Annotated in this window: 15 protein-coding genes; 10 read left to right on the plus strand and 5 right to left on the minus strand. The window is 39.4% G+C overall.

Going from position 1 to position 16,654, the window contains the following annotated elements; all coding sequences use genetic code 11:
• Positions 1 to 126: 126 nt before the first annotated feature.
• Complete coding sequence (locus tag AC1M86_RS14105; RefSeq protein WP_481608213.1) at positions 127 to 1,245, minus strand: CaiB/BaiF CoA transferase family protein; 1,119 nt, start codon at positions 1,243 to 1,245, stop codon at positions 127 to 129.
• A gap of 210 nt (positions 1,246 to 1,455) precedes the next feature.
• Here AC1M86_RS14105 and AC1M86_RS14110 point away from each other — a divergent pair, with 210 nt between their 5' ends.
• From AC1M86_RS14110 to AC1M86_RS14130, 5 genes are all read left to right on the plus strand, one after another.
• Complete coding sequence (locus AC1M86_RS14110) at positions 1,456 to 2,466, plus strand: AraC family transcriptional regulator (RefSeq protein ID WP_092768523.1); 1,011 nt, start codon at positions 1,456 to 1,458, stop codon at positions 2,464 to 2,466.
• 125 nt (positions 2,467 to 2,591) lie between these two features.
• Positions 2,592 to 3,017 (plus strand): hypothetical protein, encoded by a 426-nt coding sequence (locus AC1M86_RS14115; protein ID WP_481608214.1) that lies wholly within the window; start codon positions 2,592 to 2,594, stop codon positions 3,015 to 3,017.
• 198 nt (positions 3,018 to 3,215) lie between these two features.
• The gene (locus AC1M86_RS14120) at positions 3,216 to 4,421 is read left to right on the plus strand and encodes an acetyl-CoA C-acetyltransferase (protein WP_481608215.1); all 1,206 of its coding nucleotides are present in this window, start codon (positions 3,216 to 3,218) and stop codon (positions 4,419 to 4,421) included.
• Between the two features lie 11 nt (positions 4,422 to 4,432).
• Positions 4,433 to 6,565 carry a 3-hydroxyacyl-CoA dehydrogenase NAD-binding domain-containing protein gene (locus tag AC1M86_RS14125; RefSeq protein ID WP_481608216.1) on the plus strand — a complete coding sequence of 711 codons (2,133 nt, stop codon included), beginning with the start codon at positions 4,433 to 4,435 and terminating at the stop codon, positions 6,563 to 6,565.
• 113 nt (positions 6,566 to 6,678) lie between these two features.
• Entirely contained in the window at positions 6,679 to 7,008 is a 330-nt protein-coding gene (locus AC1M86_RS14130; protein ID WP_481608217.1) for a hypothetical protein, read from the plus strand.
• A 38-nt stretch (positions 7,009 to 7,046) separates the two neighbouring features.
• Here the strand turns inward: AC1M86_RS14130 and AC1M86_RS14135 are convergent, their stop codons facing one another.
• Together AC1M86_RS14135 and AC1M86_RS14140 are read right to left on the minus strand one after the other, a co-directional pair.
• Positions 7,047 to 7,475 carry a GNAT family N-acetyltransferase gene (locus AC1M86_RS14135; RefSeq protein ID WP_092768513.1) on the minus strand — a complete coding sequence of 143 codons (429 nt, stop codon included), beginning with the start codon at positions 7,473 to 7,475 and terminating at the stop codon, positions 7,047 to 7,049.
• A gap of 21 nt (positions 7,476 to 7,496) precedes the next feature.
• Positions 7,497 to 8,708, minus strand: a complete 1,212-nt coding sequence (locus AC1M86_RS14140) for a class I SAM-dependent methyltransferase (protein ID WP_481589547.1) — start codon at positions 8,706 to 8,708, stop codon at positions 7,497 to 7,499.
• A 103-nt stretch (positions 8,709 to 8,811) separates the two neighbouring features.
• Between AC1M86_RS14140 and trhA the strand changes: the two genes are divergently transcribed.
• Both trhA and AC1M86_RS14150 read left to right on the plus strand, forming a co-directional pair.
• Positions 8,812 to 9,450, plus strand: a complete 639-nt coding sequence (trhA, locus tag AC1M86_RS14145; protein ID WP_481608218.1) for a PAQR family membrane homeostasis protein TrhA — start codon at positions 8,812 to 8,814, stop codon at positions 9,448 to 9,450.
• A gap of 141 nt (positions 9,451 to 9,591) precedes the next feature.
• Positions 9,592 to 10,902 carry an MFS transporter gene (locus AC1M86_RS14150; protein WP_035267948.1) on the plus strand — a complete coding sequence of 437 codons (1,311 nt, stop codon included), beginning with the start codon at positions 9,592 to 9,594 and terminating at the stop codon, positions 10,900 to 10,902.
• 43 nt (positions 10,903 to 10,945) lie between these two features.
• Here AC1M86_RS14150 and AC1M86_RS14155 read toward each other — a convergent pair whose 3' ends face one another.
• Positions 10,946 to 11,956, minus strand: coding sequence for a metallophosphoesterase (locus tag AC1M86_RS14155; RefSeq protein ID WP_035270000.1), 1,011 nt, complete (start codon positions 11,954 to 11,956; stop codon positions 10,946 to 10,948).
• A 171-nt stretch (positions 11,957 to 12,127) separates the two neighbouring features.
• On the opposite strand from AC1M86_RS14155, the gene AC1M86_RS14160 reads away from it, so the two are divergent.
• Complete coding sequence (locus AC1M86_RS14160; RefSeq protein WP_481588015.1) at positions 12,128 to 13,690, plus strand: phospholipase D family protein; 1,563 nt, start codon at positions 12,128 to 12,130, stop codon at positions 13,688 to 13,690.
• Positions 13,691 to 13,730: 40 nt separating this feature from the next.
• Here AC1M86_RS14160 and AC1M86_RS14165 read toward each other — a convergent pair whose 3' ends face one another.
• A complete protein-coding gene (locus tag AC1M86_RS14165; RefSeq protein WP_481587999.1) occupies positions 13,731 to 14,525 on the minus strand; it encodes a lysophospholipid acyltransferase family protein in 795 nt (264 codons plus the stop codon).
• A gap of 378 nt (positions 14,526 to 14,903) precedes the next feature.
• Here AC1M86_RS14165 and hflX point away from each other — a divergent pair, with 378 nt between their 5' ends.
• Both hflX and AC1M86_RS14175 read left to right on the plus strand, forming a co-directional pair.
• A complete protein-coding gene (gene hflX, locus AC1M86_RS14170; RefSeq protein WP_481608219.1) occupies positions 14,904 to 16,235 on the plus strand; it encodes a ribosome rescue GTPase HflX in 1,332 nt (443 codons plus the stop codon).
• A 42-nt stretch (positions 16,236 to 16,277) separates the two neighbouring features.
• Positions 16,278 to 16,649: a hypothetical protein gene (locus AC1M86_RS14175; RefSeq protein WP_481608227.1), complete on the plus strand. Its 372-nt coding sequence runs from the start codon at positions 16,278 to 16,280 to the stop codon at positions 16,647 to 16,649.
• Positions 16,650 to 16,654: the final 5 nt, after the last annotated feature.

Raw genomic sequence — 16,654 nt, forward strand, 5'->3', positions numbered from 1 at the left:
CTCAGCCTAATTTCATTCCATGACAATTATAGACTTTAGTCTAAAGTATTTCATTTACTGTGTGACAGCATAGACTAAAGAACCGATACAGATCGCCTCTTTTTTCTCATATATTCAATACCTTGACTACCAGTTCCCTTCACCCAGTGTTTGGCCGATATAATGATACTGTGCCTTGGATCTTGAAAATTTAATTGGGCAAGCCAACTGTTTTTCTACCTCATTTGCATCTTTCCTTAGAGGTACATCTACTGTCCAAGCACGTTGTTGAGCCAAATCTGACGTCAGAGCTTCGTCTAGATTTAACACAGGTTCTACACATACGTCTAATTCAGAAAATGTTTTACGCCATACATCAAAACTTTTTTCCTTGATTTTATCAGCGATGGCAGTCTTGACTGCTTTTCGATCTTCAAGATCAAATGAAGTTCCTTTTTCCAATAAGATAGGCAGTTCTAATACAGTTGCCAAACCTGTCATAAATTGAGGTTCTAAACTTCCAATTGAGATATAGCGCCCGTCTTGCGTTTGATAATAGTCATAAAATGTTCCCCCGTTCAGATGTTCATTTTCAGGGTACTGATTCTGCCCACCTGCAAGTACAGCTGCCGCGGCCATATTGTTTAAGGTCACCGCACAATCCGTCATGGAGATATCAATATATTGACCTAAACCGCTTCGTTGCCTTTCAATCACGGCTGTTAAAATGCCGATCACTGCGTGTAAAGAACCGCCTGCGACATCAGCAATTTGAATCCCCATCGGTGGTGGTCCACTTTCCTGCCGACCTGAATGCCCAGCAATCCCTGAGAGCGATATATAATTAATGTCATGTCCCGCTTTATCTTTATAAGGACCTGTTTGCCCATATCCTGTTATTGAACAATAAATCAAACGAGGGTTTATTTCAGATAAAGTTTGATAGTCGAGTCCTAAGCGTCGCATCACTTCAGGACGGAACTGCTCAATGACGATATCGTATTCTGAAATTTTTGATTTAATGAGTTCAATACTCTGACTATCTTTTAAATCTAGGGCAATCGACTGCTTGTTGCGATTCAAATAACTGTGCGCTGTGGCTTGACCATTTGCATAAGGTGGCAACAATCTGACAAGGTCTGGTCGATTTGGTGACTCAATATGGACCACCTCTGCCCCTAGATCTGCTAAGTACAAAGTCGCAAAAGGTCCGGGTAATAATGTGGAAAAATCTAAAACTTTCAATCCCTTTAATGCAGCTGTCATTGTTATTTTCACCAAGAATATGTTGATTTTTCACCCATAATAGAAATATAAAACAAGATTAACAATGTCATGTTCAGCCATTTACCTTGATCATTTCGGCAATTTATGATGTAAAAGAGCAATTACTCTAGTGATAATTGCCAATTAAATTATTTTTTGTGTCATTTAGGTCAAGTAGCAGTGAACATCAAAGAGACTGAAGGATTTAACATGAGTCGCGATACGATAAGTATCCATTTTGTGAATGCAGCCCTGACTGGGGTAAAACGTCTAGGGATGGATGTTGACACTTTACTTTCACATGTCGGCATTGAAGCTGAACTACTCCGCCAACCTAAAGCACGTATTTCTCCTGAGCAGTACACACGCTTTGTTAAAATGCTGTGGATGGTTACCCAAGATGAACACGTTGGTTTTGATATCCAGCCACGTCGCTTAGGGACCTTTGCGATCATGTGTCAATTGATCATACATGCCAAAACTTTAGGTGATGCGCTTGAGTTATCATCACAGTTCTACAAGTTATTTGGTGATGAGTGGTCTGTGACTTTAGAGCGCGATAAGCATGAAGCACGCTTAGTTCCACTCATTCCAAAAACAATGGATCCTGACCATTTCATTACTGAAAGTATGCTCATGATCTGGCATGGTTTGGCATCGTGGCTCATTGAGCGTCGTATCCCGTTAGAGCGTGTACATTTTTCATATCCACGCCCACAACATGCAGATGAATATGATGCGTTATTTTTTGCACCAGTAATCCAATTTGATTCAGCTCGTACTGAAATCACATTTGCTGCAGACTACTTAGATCTTCCAATTCGCCAAGATGAAAACACCTTGGAAGAGTTTCTAAAAGGTGCTCCAGCGAAACTGTTGGTGAAATTCAAAAATACCAATTCGCTCACATCACGTATTCGTGAAGTATTGAAGAGCCAAATTGGTGAAGAAATGCCAACATTAAATGATGTTGCAGCCATGCTTTATTTATCACCACAGACGCTTCGCCGTCGCTTAGCTGCTGAAGGTAAGAGCTATCAAGGTGTAAAAGATGCCTTACGTCGAGACGCTGCAATTCACTTACTGTTAAACCCATCTTTAACTTTAGAAGATGTGGCACAACAAGTCGGCTTTAGTGAAACCAGTACCTTCCACCGAGCATTTAAAAAGTGGACAGGGGTAACACCAGGACTGTATCGTCAATTACATGGTTATCATTAATTTATTCAAACATAAAAAAGTCTGACATTGTTCAGGCTTTTTTTTACATATGGATTTAAGTGCTTATTTAACAAAAATATTCAAGTTGAAATTAAAATATTCGTAATATTTAAAGGAATAATAAGATGACACTTACTGCAATCTTAATCTCAATTTTGATTGGAATAGCAATTTATTTTTACAGTGTAAAATCGCACAGCTCTCGACCTCAAGCTGATATACGGTACACTTATAATATTGTCGGAGAAAATGCATATCAAAAAAATTTACTTAAAATAGCTGGTCAAAAAAAATCTGTATCTAAATTTCATGAATGTACTGCTCATGTTCTATCAGAACCATTTAACCAATACGATCCAAATGCGATCAAAGTTGAAATCAACGGATTAACAGTTGGCTATTTAAGTAAATTAGAAGCTGAAAAACTGAAAGGGCAGATTATCAATAAAAAAGTGCCCGCTGTAATTAACGGTGGTTGGTATGTTGATGAAGATGATGAAGGTTCTTATGTTGTAAAGCTTGCCATATCAAACGCCAAAGATTTGATATAGCAAAATTATAATCAAAGTATTCACAATACAAATTTGTTTTTTAATTCGTCAAAAACTTTCATTTCACAATCTAAAACATTTAATTTTTCAGTGACCAAAAATATCAAACGACTCATCCGTTCTCGTCATTGCACAATCACATAGATCATCTACACTCAAAACACCATAACAATTTCAACCTATAAAAAAGGAACTATTATGAGCGAGGCTTACATCATTGATGCCATTCGCACACCACGCGGAAAAGGAAAAAAAGATGGTTCTTTACATGAAGTAAAACCAATCACATTACTCACAACGCTGTTAAATGAACTTCAAACTCGCCATCAACTCGATACTTCTAAAGTCGATGACATCGTACTGGGTTGTGTAACTCCAATTGGTGATCAAGGCGGTGATATCGCTAAAACTGCTGCAATTGCAGCAGGCTGGAATGATGATGTAGCAGGCGTTCAAATCAACCGTTTTTGTGCTTCAGGACTAGAAGCTGTCAATCTTGCTGCACAGAAAGTTCGTTCAGGCTGGGAAGATGTTGTCGTTGCAGGTGGTGTAGAGTCAATGTCGCGTATTCCAATGGGCTCCGATGGTGGACCATGGGCACTCGATCCAGAAACAAACCTGAAATCTACCTTTGTTCCACAAGGAATTGGTGCTGATTTAATCGCAACTTTAGATGGCTACTCTCGTGCTGATGTAGATGCTTTTGCTGCAGATTCACAAAAGAAAGCAGCAGCGGCTCAAGCGAATGGTTACTTCAATAAATCAATTGTACCAGTAAAAGATAAAGCTGGCGTTGTCGTTTTAGATAAAGACGAGTTCATCAAACCAACGACTACCGTTGAAGGCTTAGCCAAATTAAATCCAAGCTTTGAAATGATGGGTGGTATGGGATTTGATGCACTCGCATTACAAAAATATCCAGAAGCTCAGAAGATTAATCACGTTCACCATGCAGGAAACTCTTCAGGCATTGTAGACGGCGCTGCTGTTGTTCTACTTGCATCTGAAAAAGCGGTTCAAGAACAAGGCTTAAAACCACGTGCCAAAGTATTAGCAACTGCGCTTGTCGGAACTGATCCAACAATCATGTTAACTGGTCCAGCACCTGCGGCACGCAAAGCTTTGGAAAAAGCTGGCTTAACCATTGATGATATCGATTTATTTGAAGTGAACGAGGCGTTTGCGGCTGTAGTAATGCGCTTTATTAATGAACTCAATGTCGATCCTGCAAAAGTCAATGTAAATGGTGGTGCAATTGCAATGGGTCATCCACTCGGTGCGACAGGTGCCATGATTTTAGGTACGTTGCTCGATGAACTTGAGCGTCAAGGTAAAAAACGTGGCTTGGCTACACTGTGTGTAGGTGGTGGTATGGGTATCGCAACGATCATTGAATTGGTATAAGGAGAAGAATAATGAGTGCAATTCAATTTGAAAAAAATGCTGATGGCATTGTTATTCTCACCTTAGACTCACCTAATCAGTCTGCCAATACCATGAATGCAGATTTCCGAGTTGCTTTGGAAGAGACGGTAACAAAACTGAAAGCCGAATCTGGCATTACAGGTATCATTTTTAAATCTGCAAAGAAAACCTTTTTTGCAGGCGGTGATTTGGATGAGTTGATTCAAGCTCAACCAGAACACGCCACTGAATTCTTTGGCATGATCCAAAAAATGAAAGCGGAATTCCGCTATATTGAAACCTTGGGTGTACCTGTTGTCGCTGCATTAAATGGAACAGCTCTCGGTGGCGGTTGGGAAATCGCATTAGGCTGTCATGCTCGTATTGCATTAAATGATCCTAAAGCGAAATTTGGTCTACCTGAAGTTACCTTAGGATTGTTACCAGGTGGCGGTGGTATCGTGCGTATGGTACGACTGCTCGGCTTGCAGAATGCTTTTCCTTTCTTGATGGAAGGTAAACAATTTGGTGTAGAAAAAGCAAAATCTCTAGGCTTAATTCAAGATACGGCTGATTCTGAACAAGAGCTCATGGATAAAGCGATTGCTTGGGTTAAAGCAAATCCAAAATCTCAACAACCATTCGATGTTAAAGGATACAAAATTCCAGGTGGTACGCCATCATCACCTCAAGTGGCTCAAGTCCTTGCGATTGCACCAGCGATGCTGCGTGATAAAACAAAAGGTTGCTATCCAGCCCCTGAAGCCATTATGGCTGCTGCCGTTGAAGGTGCTCAGGTAGATGTTGATACTGCATTAACCATTGAATCTCGCTATTTTACGTATTTGGCAACTGGTCAAGTTGCGAAAAACATGATTGGTACTTTCTGGCATGGACTGAATGCAATCAAATCAGGTGAAAGCCGCCCTAAAGAGCCTGCAAAATGGCAAGCGACGAAAGTAGGTGTTTTAGGCGCTGGAATGATGGGCGCTGGCATTGCCTACTCGACAGCGATTAAGGGGATTCAAGTCGTCCTTAAAGATGTATCGATTGAAAATGCAGAAAAAGGTAAGGCATATAGTCAAAAACTGTTAGATAAACGTGTTTCACAAGGTCGAATGACTGCTGAAAAGCGCGAACAAATTTTATCTCTCATTACCCCTACAGCAAATGCATCCGATCTACAAGGCTGTGATTTAATCATTGAAGCTGTATTCGAAAATCAAGAACTCAAAGCCAAAGTAACTCAAGAAGCTGAGCAATATTTGGTTGACGGCGGTGTGATGGCTTCTAATACATCCACCTTACCGATCACAGGTCTTGCAACAGCAAGCAAAGATGCGAAAAACTTTATTGGACTGCATTTCTTTAGCCCTGTTGATAAAATGCAGTTGGTTGAAATTATTAAAGGTAAAGAGACTTCAGCTGAGACACTAGCTAAAGCCTATGATTATGTTCAACAAATTGGAAAAACACCTATCGTTGTGAATGATAGTCGTGGTTTCTTCACCAGCCGCGTATTTGGTACTTTTGTCAACGAAGGTTTGCGTTTACTGGCTGAGGGAGTACATCCAGCCAAAATTGAAATGGCTGCTTTAAAAGCAGGTATGCCAGTCGGTCCATTAGCAATCCAAGATGAAGTCGCATTAACCTTGTCTGAGCATGTGACCAACGAAACGCGTAAAGCGCTTCAGGCTGAAGGCAAAGATTTACCACACTCCCCTGCTGAAGATGTTTTAAAGCAAATGATCCATGAGTTTGGGCGTAAAGGGAAAGCTGCTGGTGCTGGTTTTTATGAATATCCTGAAAGTGGTAAAAAATACCTTTGGGATGGTTTAAACCATTGGACGAAAGAAACAGATATTTCTGAACAAGAAATGATTGATCGCTTCCTATTTGTTCAATCCTTGGATACGCTGCGCTGTTTGGAAGAAGGCGTTTTAGAGTCTGTCATTGATGGAAATATCGGTTCTATTTTTGGCATAGGATTCGCCCCTTGGACTGGCGGCGCTTTACAGTTCCTCAATCAATATGGACTCGCACAAGCGCTTGAGCGCGCGAATCAGCTTGAAGCGAAGTATGGTGAGCGTTTTAAAGCACCTCAACTCCTCAAGGACAAAGTTCAGTCTGGTCAATCAATCTGATTGATATAAATTAAAAACCTCTCTTCGAAGAGGTTTTTTTCGGTCTTGTCGATAAATATGTGTTATAAAGTAACATATTCTCAGATTCATTTTACCCAACTTGGTATAGCATTATGACTGATCACTCTTCACCAGAAAAATCTCCTTGGGGTTGGAAAGCGCTAATTATCGCGATCATTTTAAGTATTATATTTATGGTGATTTTCTATGTAGCCATTGAAAATGAACCTGACTATATGCCAAGTAAACAACGAACAGAAACCAGTGAACATCATGCATTCAAAGCATCACCTGTGATGTCTGAAGAAGCAGCAGCAAAAATAGAAGCCAACAAAGCTGCTCAAGCTAGTGCAACTGAACACAATATGACTGAAGATGAACACGCAGCAATGGGCGAACACAGTCATACACATGATGGTGAATCAGGTTCACATAGTCATTGATATTTGTGATGAAAAAACGGAGCATTGGCTCCGTTTTTTTATTCAAGCTGCATCGTCATATAAACATGAGGAATACCACAATCTAAGTATTCCTTACCTTGGGGCTCAAACCCTAAACGTTGATAAAATGGTAATGCATGAACTTGAGCAGAAAGATTCAAGGTTGGTCGCTTTTCCCTTTGAGCAAACTCAATTATAAATTTCATGAGCTCAAACCCAACACCTTTTCCTCGATAAGCCTTTATGACTGCTACCCTTCCAATACTATGGTTTTGAAGTAGTCGAGCCGTGGCGATTGCCTCACCTTCATGGAAAACAACGAAATGAATCGATGTCTCATCTTCCATATCCCATTCGTCTTCAGGTGAAATTTGTTGTTCCAGAATAAATACTTGCTCTCGTATCTGCATCGCGTAGCACTTTAATTGCGACCATGAACCTACTTGAACATCGAAGACATTACTCATGTGTTAATTCCCAAAGGGGTGTTAGCACTTTTCACCAATATTTTGTTGCTCCCACTCTCCTTTTAGAAGCAACTCTAATGAGTGCTTTTGAATACCATACATATTTTTTAATGCAATTATTTGATCTAACACTTGCTGATCTGGTGCGTTCAAATCTTTGCGCTTGGTGGCTAAAATCATTTTATTTTTGCTGGTATGTTCCAAAGCCACAAATTCAAAAACTTTAGTCTCGTAACCATAGGCTTTTAACAATAGCGCTCGAATTGTATCTGTCAGCATTTCAGCTTGTTGCCCCTCATGAATACCAAACTGCAACATTGGTTTTAATACAGAGGGACTTTGCATTTGAGGTCTCAACTCTTTGTGGCAGCACGGCGCGCACATAATCATTTGCGCATTCAATCGAATACCGGTATGAATCGCAAAATCAGTTGCTACATCACAGGCATGCAACGCAATCATGACATCGAGTTTTTCAGGCGAGTAAGTTCGTACATCTCCTTGGAAAAAATCTAAATGCTTAAAATCTGATTTACGGGCAACATCTTGACAGAATTGAACCATTTTCTCGTTCAGTTCCACACCTGTAACATAAGGATTATAATCATTTTTTTGTAAGTAGTCATACAGTGCAAAGGTGAGATAACCTTTACCTGAGCCAAAATCGACAACGTTGAGCTGCTGATCAACTTGAATTTGGTTTAATGCGCCTGAGCAAATCTCAACAAATTTATTAATCTGTTTCCACTTACGCGCCATGCTTGGAATAATTTGTTCTTTTTGATCCGTAATACCCAACGGTTGAAGAAAATAACTTTCTTGCTCAACAAAACGGTGTTTTTGACGGTCGTGTGATTTTTCAATGATCTTGGAGACTGAAGCCTTTTTACTTTGAGTTAAGATCGCTTTTTTCTTATTTTTCTTGAGCTGTAACTCGCTGTCCAATGTAAAAAGATTGGCTTGTTTGCATTCACTGACCAATTTACTCACCAACGGATCAGCTTCATCAATTGGAAAATTTTTGGTCACATCTTGAGTTTTAAAGCGATACAGAACATTCAGCATCCATTCATCTTGTAATCGAATCATGCGTAAAGTCATCTTCTCTAAAGCTTCTATCTCGCCCTGATATTGACTCAGAATCATACGATCAAAACGCTGAGAAGCTAATGCTTGATGAAATGCTTCAAGAAATTGTTGCTCTTGCGGGGTGGAAGATGCCGAAACGGTCATAAACAGTGCCAAAAAAAGAAATGCTATTAAATTTTAATGCGTCTTACGCGAAAAGCAAAATTCAATTACGATACAGATGTATAATTAAATGTGTAAGTGAACAATGAAAGCATCTCCTGCTTCGTATGATCCATTAGAAGAAAAAATTAATTTCATCAGTCATGCCATTGGTGCTGTCTTGGCCGTCATCGGTGCCATTTTATTGATTATAAAAGGTGCTGCTTATCCTTTGGCACAATGTATCGGGCTATGGGTCTATGGACTTAGTTTAGTTCTACTCTTTACGGCGTCTAGTCTTTATCATTTTGCGGAAACACCTGAGCGTCGGGGTTGGTTTAAAAAATTGGACCACACGGCTATTTATTATCTCATCGCAGGAACATACACGCCTTTTCTATCTATAGCTTTACCAACGCAAAAAGCTCACTATTTATTAATTGCGCTTTGGGTAATTGCGGCGATTGGCACTTTATTCAAATTGGTGTTTATTCACCATTTTCAAAAAATATCGCTTTTTGCCTATCTCGCAATGGGATGGTTAGCATTACTTGTGATTGATGATATGCGCACATATTTATCTGATCAAAGTTTAACCTTCCTTATTGTTGGTGGCCTTGCGTACACCATAGGCGCATTGTTTTATGCTTTAAAAAAGGTAAGATACACTCACGCTATCTGGCATATTTTTGTATTGATAGGTGCAGGATCACATTTCCTGTCTATTTATCTTTACGTGCTATAACCACTTTAACTACATCGTCTAGCAACCCTAACACCGTAGAGCAAGCTGGTATTTCGTATTTTTTTAAGAAATTACGCCTTTTTTAAAAAGATTACGCTATTAAATCTAAGTTTTTTATTTTTAGTAAGTGTAAGGTCTCTCATGGCGTCTAATACAGCATCACAACAAGCTCAACCCGCAAACTCTAAAACTCGGGTATTAACTGCAAGTCTCGTTGGTACAACCATCGAGTTCTTCGATTTTTATATTTACGCAACAGCTGCAGTCATTATTTTCCCCTACTTGTTCTTTCCAACAAGCACAGATCCTATGACAGCAACGATTCAATCATTAGCAACTTTTGCAATCGCATTCATCGCACGTCCTATCGGCGCCGCACTATTCGGTCATTTGGGAGATCGAATCGGTCGTAAAGCAACCTTAGTGGCAGCCTTGCTAACCATGGGACTTTCTACCGTTGCGATTGGTTTACTTCCAACCTATGCGCAAATTGGCATTGTGGCACCCTTACTTTTAGCTTTGTGCCGATTAGGTCAGGGCTTAGGTTTAGGTGGCGAATGGTCAGGTGCAGTTCTACTCGCAACTGAAAATGCGCCAGAAGGCAAACGTGCTTGGTACGGTATGTTCCCTCAACTTGGTGCACCAATCGGCTTCATCCTTGCCACAGGCTCTTTCCTTACGCTTGGGGCATTCATGAGTGAAGAAGCATTCATGTCATGGGGATGGCGTATTCCATTTATTTCAAGTGCCTTATTGGTGATTGTAGGCTTGTGGATTCGCTTAAAGTTGCATGAAACGCCAGCATTCCAAAACGTGCTTGATAAACAAAAAGAAGTGAATGTTCCTTTTGTACAAGTTTTTAAAAAGCATTCAAAAATGCTTGTACTCGGAACGATTGCAGCCATTTGTACTTTCGTAGTTTTTTACTTAACCACTGTATTTGCTTTGCAATGGGGTACAAAACAATTAGGTTACTCTCGTGAAGAGTTCCTACAACTTCAGTTGGTTGCAACGCTTTGTTTTGCAGCATTTATTCCCCTTTCTGCAATTTTTGCGGAAAAGTTCGGTCGTAAAACCACTTCGATCGCGGTATGTGTAATTTCTGCTATTTTTGGTATTTTCTTTGCGGACATGTTGGAGTCAGGAAGTACACTGATTGTGTTCTTATTCTTATGTATTGGTCTTGCGATTATGGGCTTAACCTATGGTCCAATCGGTACGGTACTTTCAGAAATCTTCCCGACATCGGTGCGTTATACTGGTTCGGCGTTAACATTTAACCTTGCTGGTATTTTTGGTGCATCTTTCGCACCTTTGATTGCAACGAAATTGGCAACTGAATATGGTTTGTCTGCAGTAGGCTATTATTTGACGGCTGCATCAATCCTTTCGCTGATTGCTTTCCTCATGATTCGCGAAACGAAACATGATGATGTGAATAATCAAATTTGATGCTTTCAGCTAATAAAAAAACCGGCTTAAGCCGGTTTTTTTATTAGCTGAGCTCAATGATATCAATCATCGGTGGTACTCTGAATCTGAATGGGACACCTACCATGCCAGTACCTACGGACACATAAACATTGGCATGTTCATGCTTATATAAACCACGTTTATGACCCAAGATAGACACTTTTTTCATGATGTAATCTGTCAACCACGGAAGCTCCACTTGTCCCCCATGAGTATGCCCTGACAACATCAACGGATGAGTTGGCAATTTTGGCACCATATCCACCGTATCCGGATTATGTGACAGAATTAACCACGGCTTATCTTGTGGTAAATCAGGCATATCCCGCATGTCAGCCTTACCTGCCCACAAATCCCCCACACCAATCAATCTAAACTCATCAAACTCAACAATCTTACCTTCAATATCCATCACCTGATTTGAAGCTAGCGCATCTTTTAATAATGCCTGAATCGGTGGACCTGGATATTGCTCATCATGATTACCATTCACAGAATAGACAGGCGCTTGAATTTCTCTTAATACTCGGAGCTCTTCTGCCAGCTTATTTTCTGGTTCATAGGTCCAATCACCTGCCACAACCACTAAATCTGGTTGAGCTTGATTAATCTTATTCACGATAATTTTCAGTTGTCTTTCATGCCCAGAAAACAATCCAATATGTAAGTCTGCAATTAATGCCACTTTAATCGGATGTTTAAAGGGTTGCGCCGAACTTAACTTGTAACTCAGGTTATTCACTACTACACGATGTGGCTCAATGAAACGTGCATAAATCAATACACTGCTCAACAAGAAAATAAACACACCTTCATGCAATGAAAATATACCTTGCCAAGTAGCAAAAATACTAAAAAACCACAACGGAACAAGTAAATAAGAAAGATAAAATGCCAAGAGATGAACAAAGGCTTTAAATGGATGTATGGTTTCAGTTCGAGATTGGCTCATCCATGCTTGCGTGACTCCCCAAATAGCGAAGAGCGAGAAAATAATATAGAACGCAGCAAGGATGTTATTTGTTGTCCACATATTCAATCTCTTTCATTAAATCAGACGAATAATCTGAGTGGTTCATTTATCTTTTAAATGGTGCTCTTTATACTTTAGCACATTGAGTTCAAAGAATAGATTATGCAAGCAAATCACATGGAAAAGAATCAATCTCAACAATTGAATCGCCAAAAGAAAACATCTTTTAAAATGCGCTTCATCATGAGTTCATGTTTGATTCTTGCTTTACCCGCATGCTCAACTTTACCCACTCAACAAGCTATTGCACCTCAATATGCGTACGACATCGACACTCATGGCACTTCATTGGCGCAAATTGTCGAACCTTTGAAAATTAAGAATCCTGAATTAACAGGTTTTCATGTTTTATATGATCCAATCGAAGCGATAGCTGCACGTTTTCAATTAATTGAGAAAGCTGAGAAAACACTCGACCTTCAATATTACATTTGGGATAACGACCGTGTAGGTGCATTGGCTCTTTATAAAATCATTCAAGCTGCTGATCGTGGTGTAAAAGTCAGATTGTTAATGGATGACAACAACGCTAAGACGATGGAAAGTATTTATCTCGCGCTGGATCAACATCAAAACATTGACGTAAAGTTATTCAATCCTTATAAATTCCGACGCCTTAGACCCGTTGATATGATTTTGGATCTGAAACGTATCAATCGACGGATGCACAACAAAACGTTTACAGCTGACAATCAAATTACCCTGATTGGCGGCCGAAATATGAGTAATCAATACTACAATGTCAGTGACCGATATCAATTTTCAGATGTTGATGTCATGCTTGTCGGTCATGCAGTAAGTGATATTACACACTCGTTTGATGAGTACTGGAATCATGAATATGCCTATCCAGTTAAAAATATTGTCAATCATCAACAATATACATTGCGCTATGAAGGTTTAAAACAGCAACTGCAAGAGCACTTTGATGATGGTGCTGTACGTAGTTATGTTGAAATTACTCGTGAATCTCATGATTTTGATCGTTGGCTCAATCAAGAAATTAAGCTGGATTGGGTGAAAGCAGAAGTCATCAAAGATTCTCCTGAAAAAATCAAAGCGAAAGCTAAGAAAGAAGAACATCTCAACTTTCAACTGGTTGAACGCTTAGAGAAACCAGAAAAAAGTGTCGATATCATTTCCGCTTACTTCGTTCCTGAACGCAAGGGTGAGCAACGCTTAAGTGCGATCGCACAAGATGGCGTTAAAGTTCGCGTACTGACCAACTCTTTTAAAGCCAATGATGTTGCGCTTGTACATGCATTTTATGCGAAATATCGTCAGGATTTACTGCAAAACGGCGTAGAGTTATATGAGTTCCTCCCTGCTTTGCCAGAAGAATTCCAAAATAAAAATAATATTGAAATTTCTAAGCAGTCCAAAGTGAGCCTTAAAGGGCTGAGTCGCTCAAGCCTGCATGCAAAAATGATGGCTTTGGATGATAAGCAAGTATTTATCGGATCATTTAATTTTGATCCACGTTCAGCCAATTTAAATACTGAAATTGGCGTCATTTTAAACAGCCAGCCCCTAGCGCAAGCTGTGCATAAAACCATGGATCAGAACCTAAAAAAATATGCCTATAAATTAGTTCTAGATTCACAAAATAATATTAATTGGAAACAAGCGACACCTGAAGGTATTAAAATCTATACCAAAGAACCAAAAATGAAATGGTGGCAAAAAGCAAGCTTGAAAGTTATCTCGTGGTTGCCAATAGAAGGATTCATGTAAAAAGCAGGGATCATCATGATCCCTGCTTTGCTTCTACTGATTAAGCTTTGAGCACTTTTTGATGTAATACTTCCAATCCTTCCTGCATTCTGAGTTGCACTTCTCTCGTTAAGCTTTCAACTGTATGTCCAGTAACATCAATCGTGGGCAAAGCTGTTAAATGTGCAACGACTTGAGGCATTTCCAATACTGCTTTGAGATGCGCTGTAAATCCAATATTTCCAATAAAGGGAGCAACCTGATCTAACTCCCCCTCTTGATTGACATAACAGATTAAACAAACTTGCACTGGTTTTTGAGCCTCGATAGCTGCAGCTAAAAGTCTTCCATGCACTTTTTTGACTTTAGTTCCATCAGTCGTGGTTGCTTCTGGAAAAAATAAGACAGGAATATTTTGCTTCAAAAATTCTGTGATTTGCTCTTTAATACGGACCGAATCTCCTGAACCTCGTTTAATGAACAGTGTTCCACCACCCTTGGCAAGCTTCCCAAAAATCGGCCAATTTTCAATTTCTGCTTTTGCTAAGAAAAATACACGCGCACTCGAACCTAATACAGGAATATCTAACCAAGAGATATGATTGCTCACCCATAATGCGGGTTCACGAGGAATGTTGCCATGTACTTGTAAATCGATATTAAAAACTTTGCATAAGCGACGGCAAAAATGTTGTACATAGCGAGTATTGTTTGGATTATTCGGATTTTTATACATTTGATGCCTAAAAATTAAATAAAACCCTTCAGTGACAGCAGCAGTACCTGAGATGATTTTTTGGCTATATAGCGCTGTTTTTGAAAATAAATTGAGTTTTTTAGGCGTTAATTTTGTCATAAATTATTTCACTAAATAATAACAGGCGTTATCCACTATAGCTCCATTCTATACTGAGCTCACCAGAGATGCATTGATTATAAAAACCGTATACACATATTTGAAAATTCAATTTCAATTCAAATACCCAATAAAATATAATTTTTAAATCGAATTTATAGATTTAAAAATTATGCAAACTACAACTCAATCACCATCAAATCAAGTCATTCCCATCTGGTCGGCACTCTTCTCATTGGCATCAATTGTCGGTGGCGTCTTTTTATTTATGCTGGCGTTTATACTTATGTTCAAAACTGCTTTAGGTTAATTTAAATCTATTTCCCTCAATTGTTCAATTTCCTCTACACTAGAGTTTTGATGTGGAGTATTAGCTGAGTGGAAGTTACTGGACAAAATCAAGCAAATGAACGTGCGGTCTTGGTGAGTGTTAATGTCCAAATATTAGAAGATCTTGATCAAGAAGAATTTCGTTTATTGGCCAAATCTGCTGGTGCAGAGATTCTTGAACATATACAAGCTCAACGTATTAAACCTGACCCTAAATTTTTTATTGGTTCGGGTAAAGCTGAAGAAATCGCCGAATTTGTTGCAGCGGTAGAAGCTGATATTGTCATTTTCGATCATTCCCTCACACCATCTCAAGAACGTAATCTCGAGCGTGTTATTCAATGTCGTGTCATCGATCGTACTCGCCTTATCTTAGATATTTTTGCACAACGCGCACGAACACATGAAGGTAAACTACAAGTTGAATTGGCTCAGTTAGACCATCTCGCTTCACGTTTAGTGGGTGGTCGCATGGGCTTAGATGGCCAAAAAGGGGGTATTGGTTTACGTGGTCCAGGTGAAACACAATTAGAAACAGACCGTCGTTTACTCCGCCTCCGCATAAACCAGCTTAAAGACAAACTTGAAAAAGTCCGCCAGACACGAATCCAAGGTCGTGCAGCGCGTCAAAAAGCGTCTATTCCAACAGTGTCTCTAGTCGGTTATACCAACGCAGGAAAATCCACCCTATTTAATATTCTTGCTGAAAGTGATGTGTATGCAGCAGATCAATTGTTCGCAACTCTTGACCCAACTTTAAGAAGATTAAATTGGGATGGCATTGGAACATTGGTCTTGGCTGACACAGTGGGATTCGTTCGCAATCTTGCACACTCCTTAGTAGAGTCATTCAAAGCAACCCTTGAAGAAACACTTGAGGCGACTTTGCTTTTACATGTTATCGATTCAAATAGTCCAGAAAAGCTTGAGCAAATTGATGCTGTTGAAAAAGTCCTAAAAGAAATTGGGGCTCAAGTGCCAATACTACGCGTATACAACAAAATTGATCAAACGGGTGAAGAACCTAAAATCATTTATGCTTCTCCCAATTTGCCTGATCGAGTCTATGTTTCAGCACACTCAAGTCAAGGTTTAGATTTACTGCGACAAGCCGTTCAAGAGTGTTTAATGGGGCAAATACAACAATTTGAACTCACACTCAGACCTGAATATGGCAAATTACGCAATCAACTGTATGAATTAAATGTGATTCAGTCTGAACATTATGATGATCTAGGTCATTTGATTTTAAATATTCAAATTGCGCCACATAAATTAGAGCAACTTATAAAACAAGCACATTTACCAATTGATCAAATTCTTGGTGATAAGGCGCAACAATTTAAAAGACCTTTAGAAGAGTTTGAAATCAAATCATAAATCAGTTAAAACGTGATAAATAATGTTAAAAGTATAATCATGATGCAGTGGATGAAAAAGATAGATTGGCCAGCATGGATTGGCACTATAGTGCTTATTATTGGCTTCCGAGAAGGTTCAGTTTGGCTTATGACTCAATTGAATCATCCCGAACTGGGCAATCTTGTCGGGTTGCTTTCCTTACTACTTGTACTGTTTGCTTGGCGTAGATTTGGCACTCTTCCAACCAGAGTTGTCGATGTAAATAATAAAATCATGAAAGAAAGTGCTTTTGCATTTTTACCGATTAGTGCTGGGGCATTGGTTATGTTGGTTCATATGGGTAAAGAAATTCCTCTTTTTTTACTCGTACTCACGTTAAGTACACTTATTCCACTTTGGGTTTACGCCAAAATGGCAAAACGCTGGTTATAGGAGAG

The organism is Acinetobacter sp. ANC_7654 (assembly GCF_056779855.1).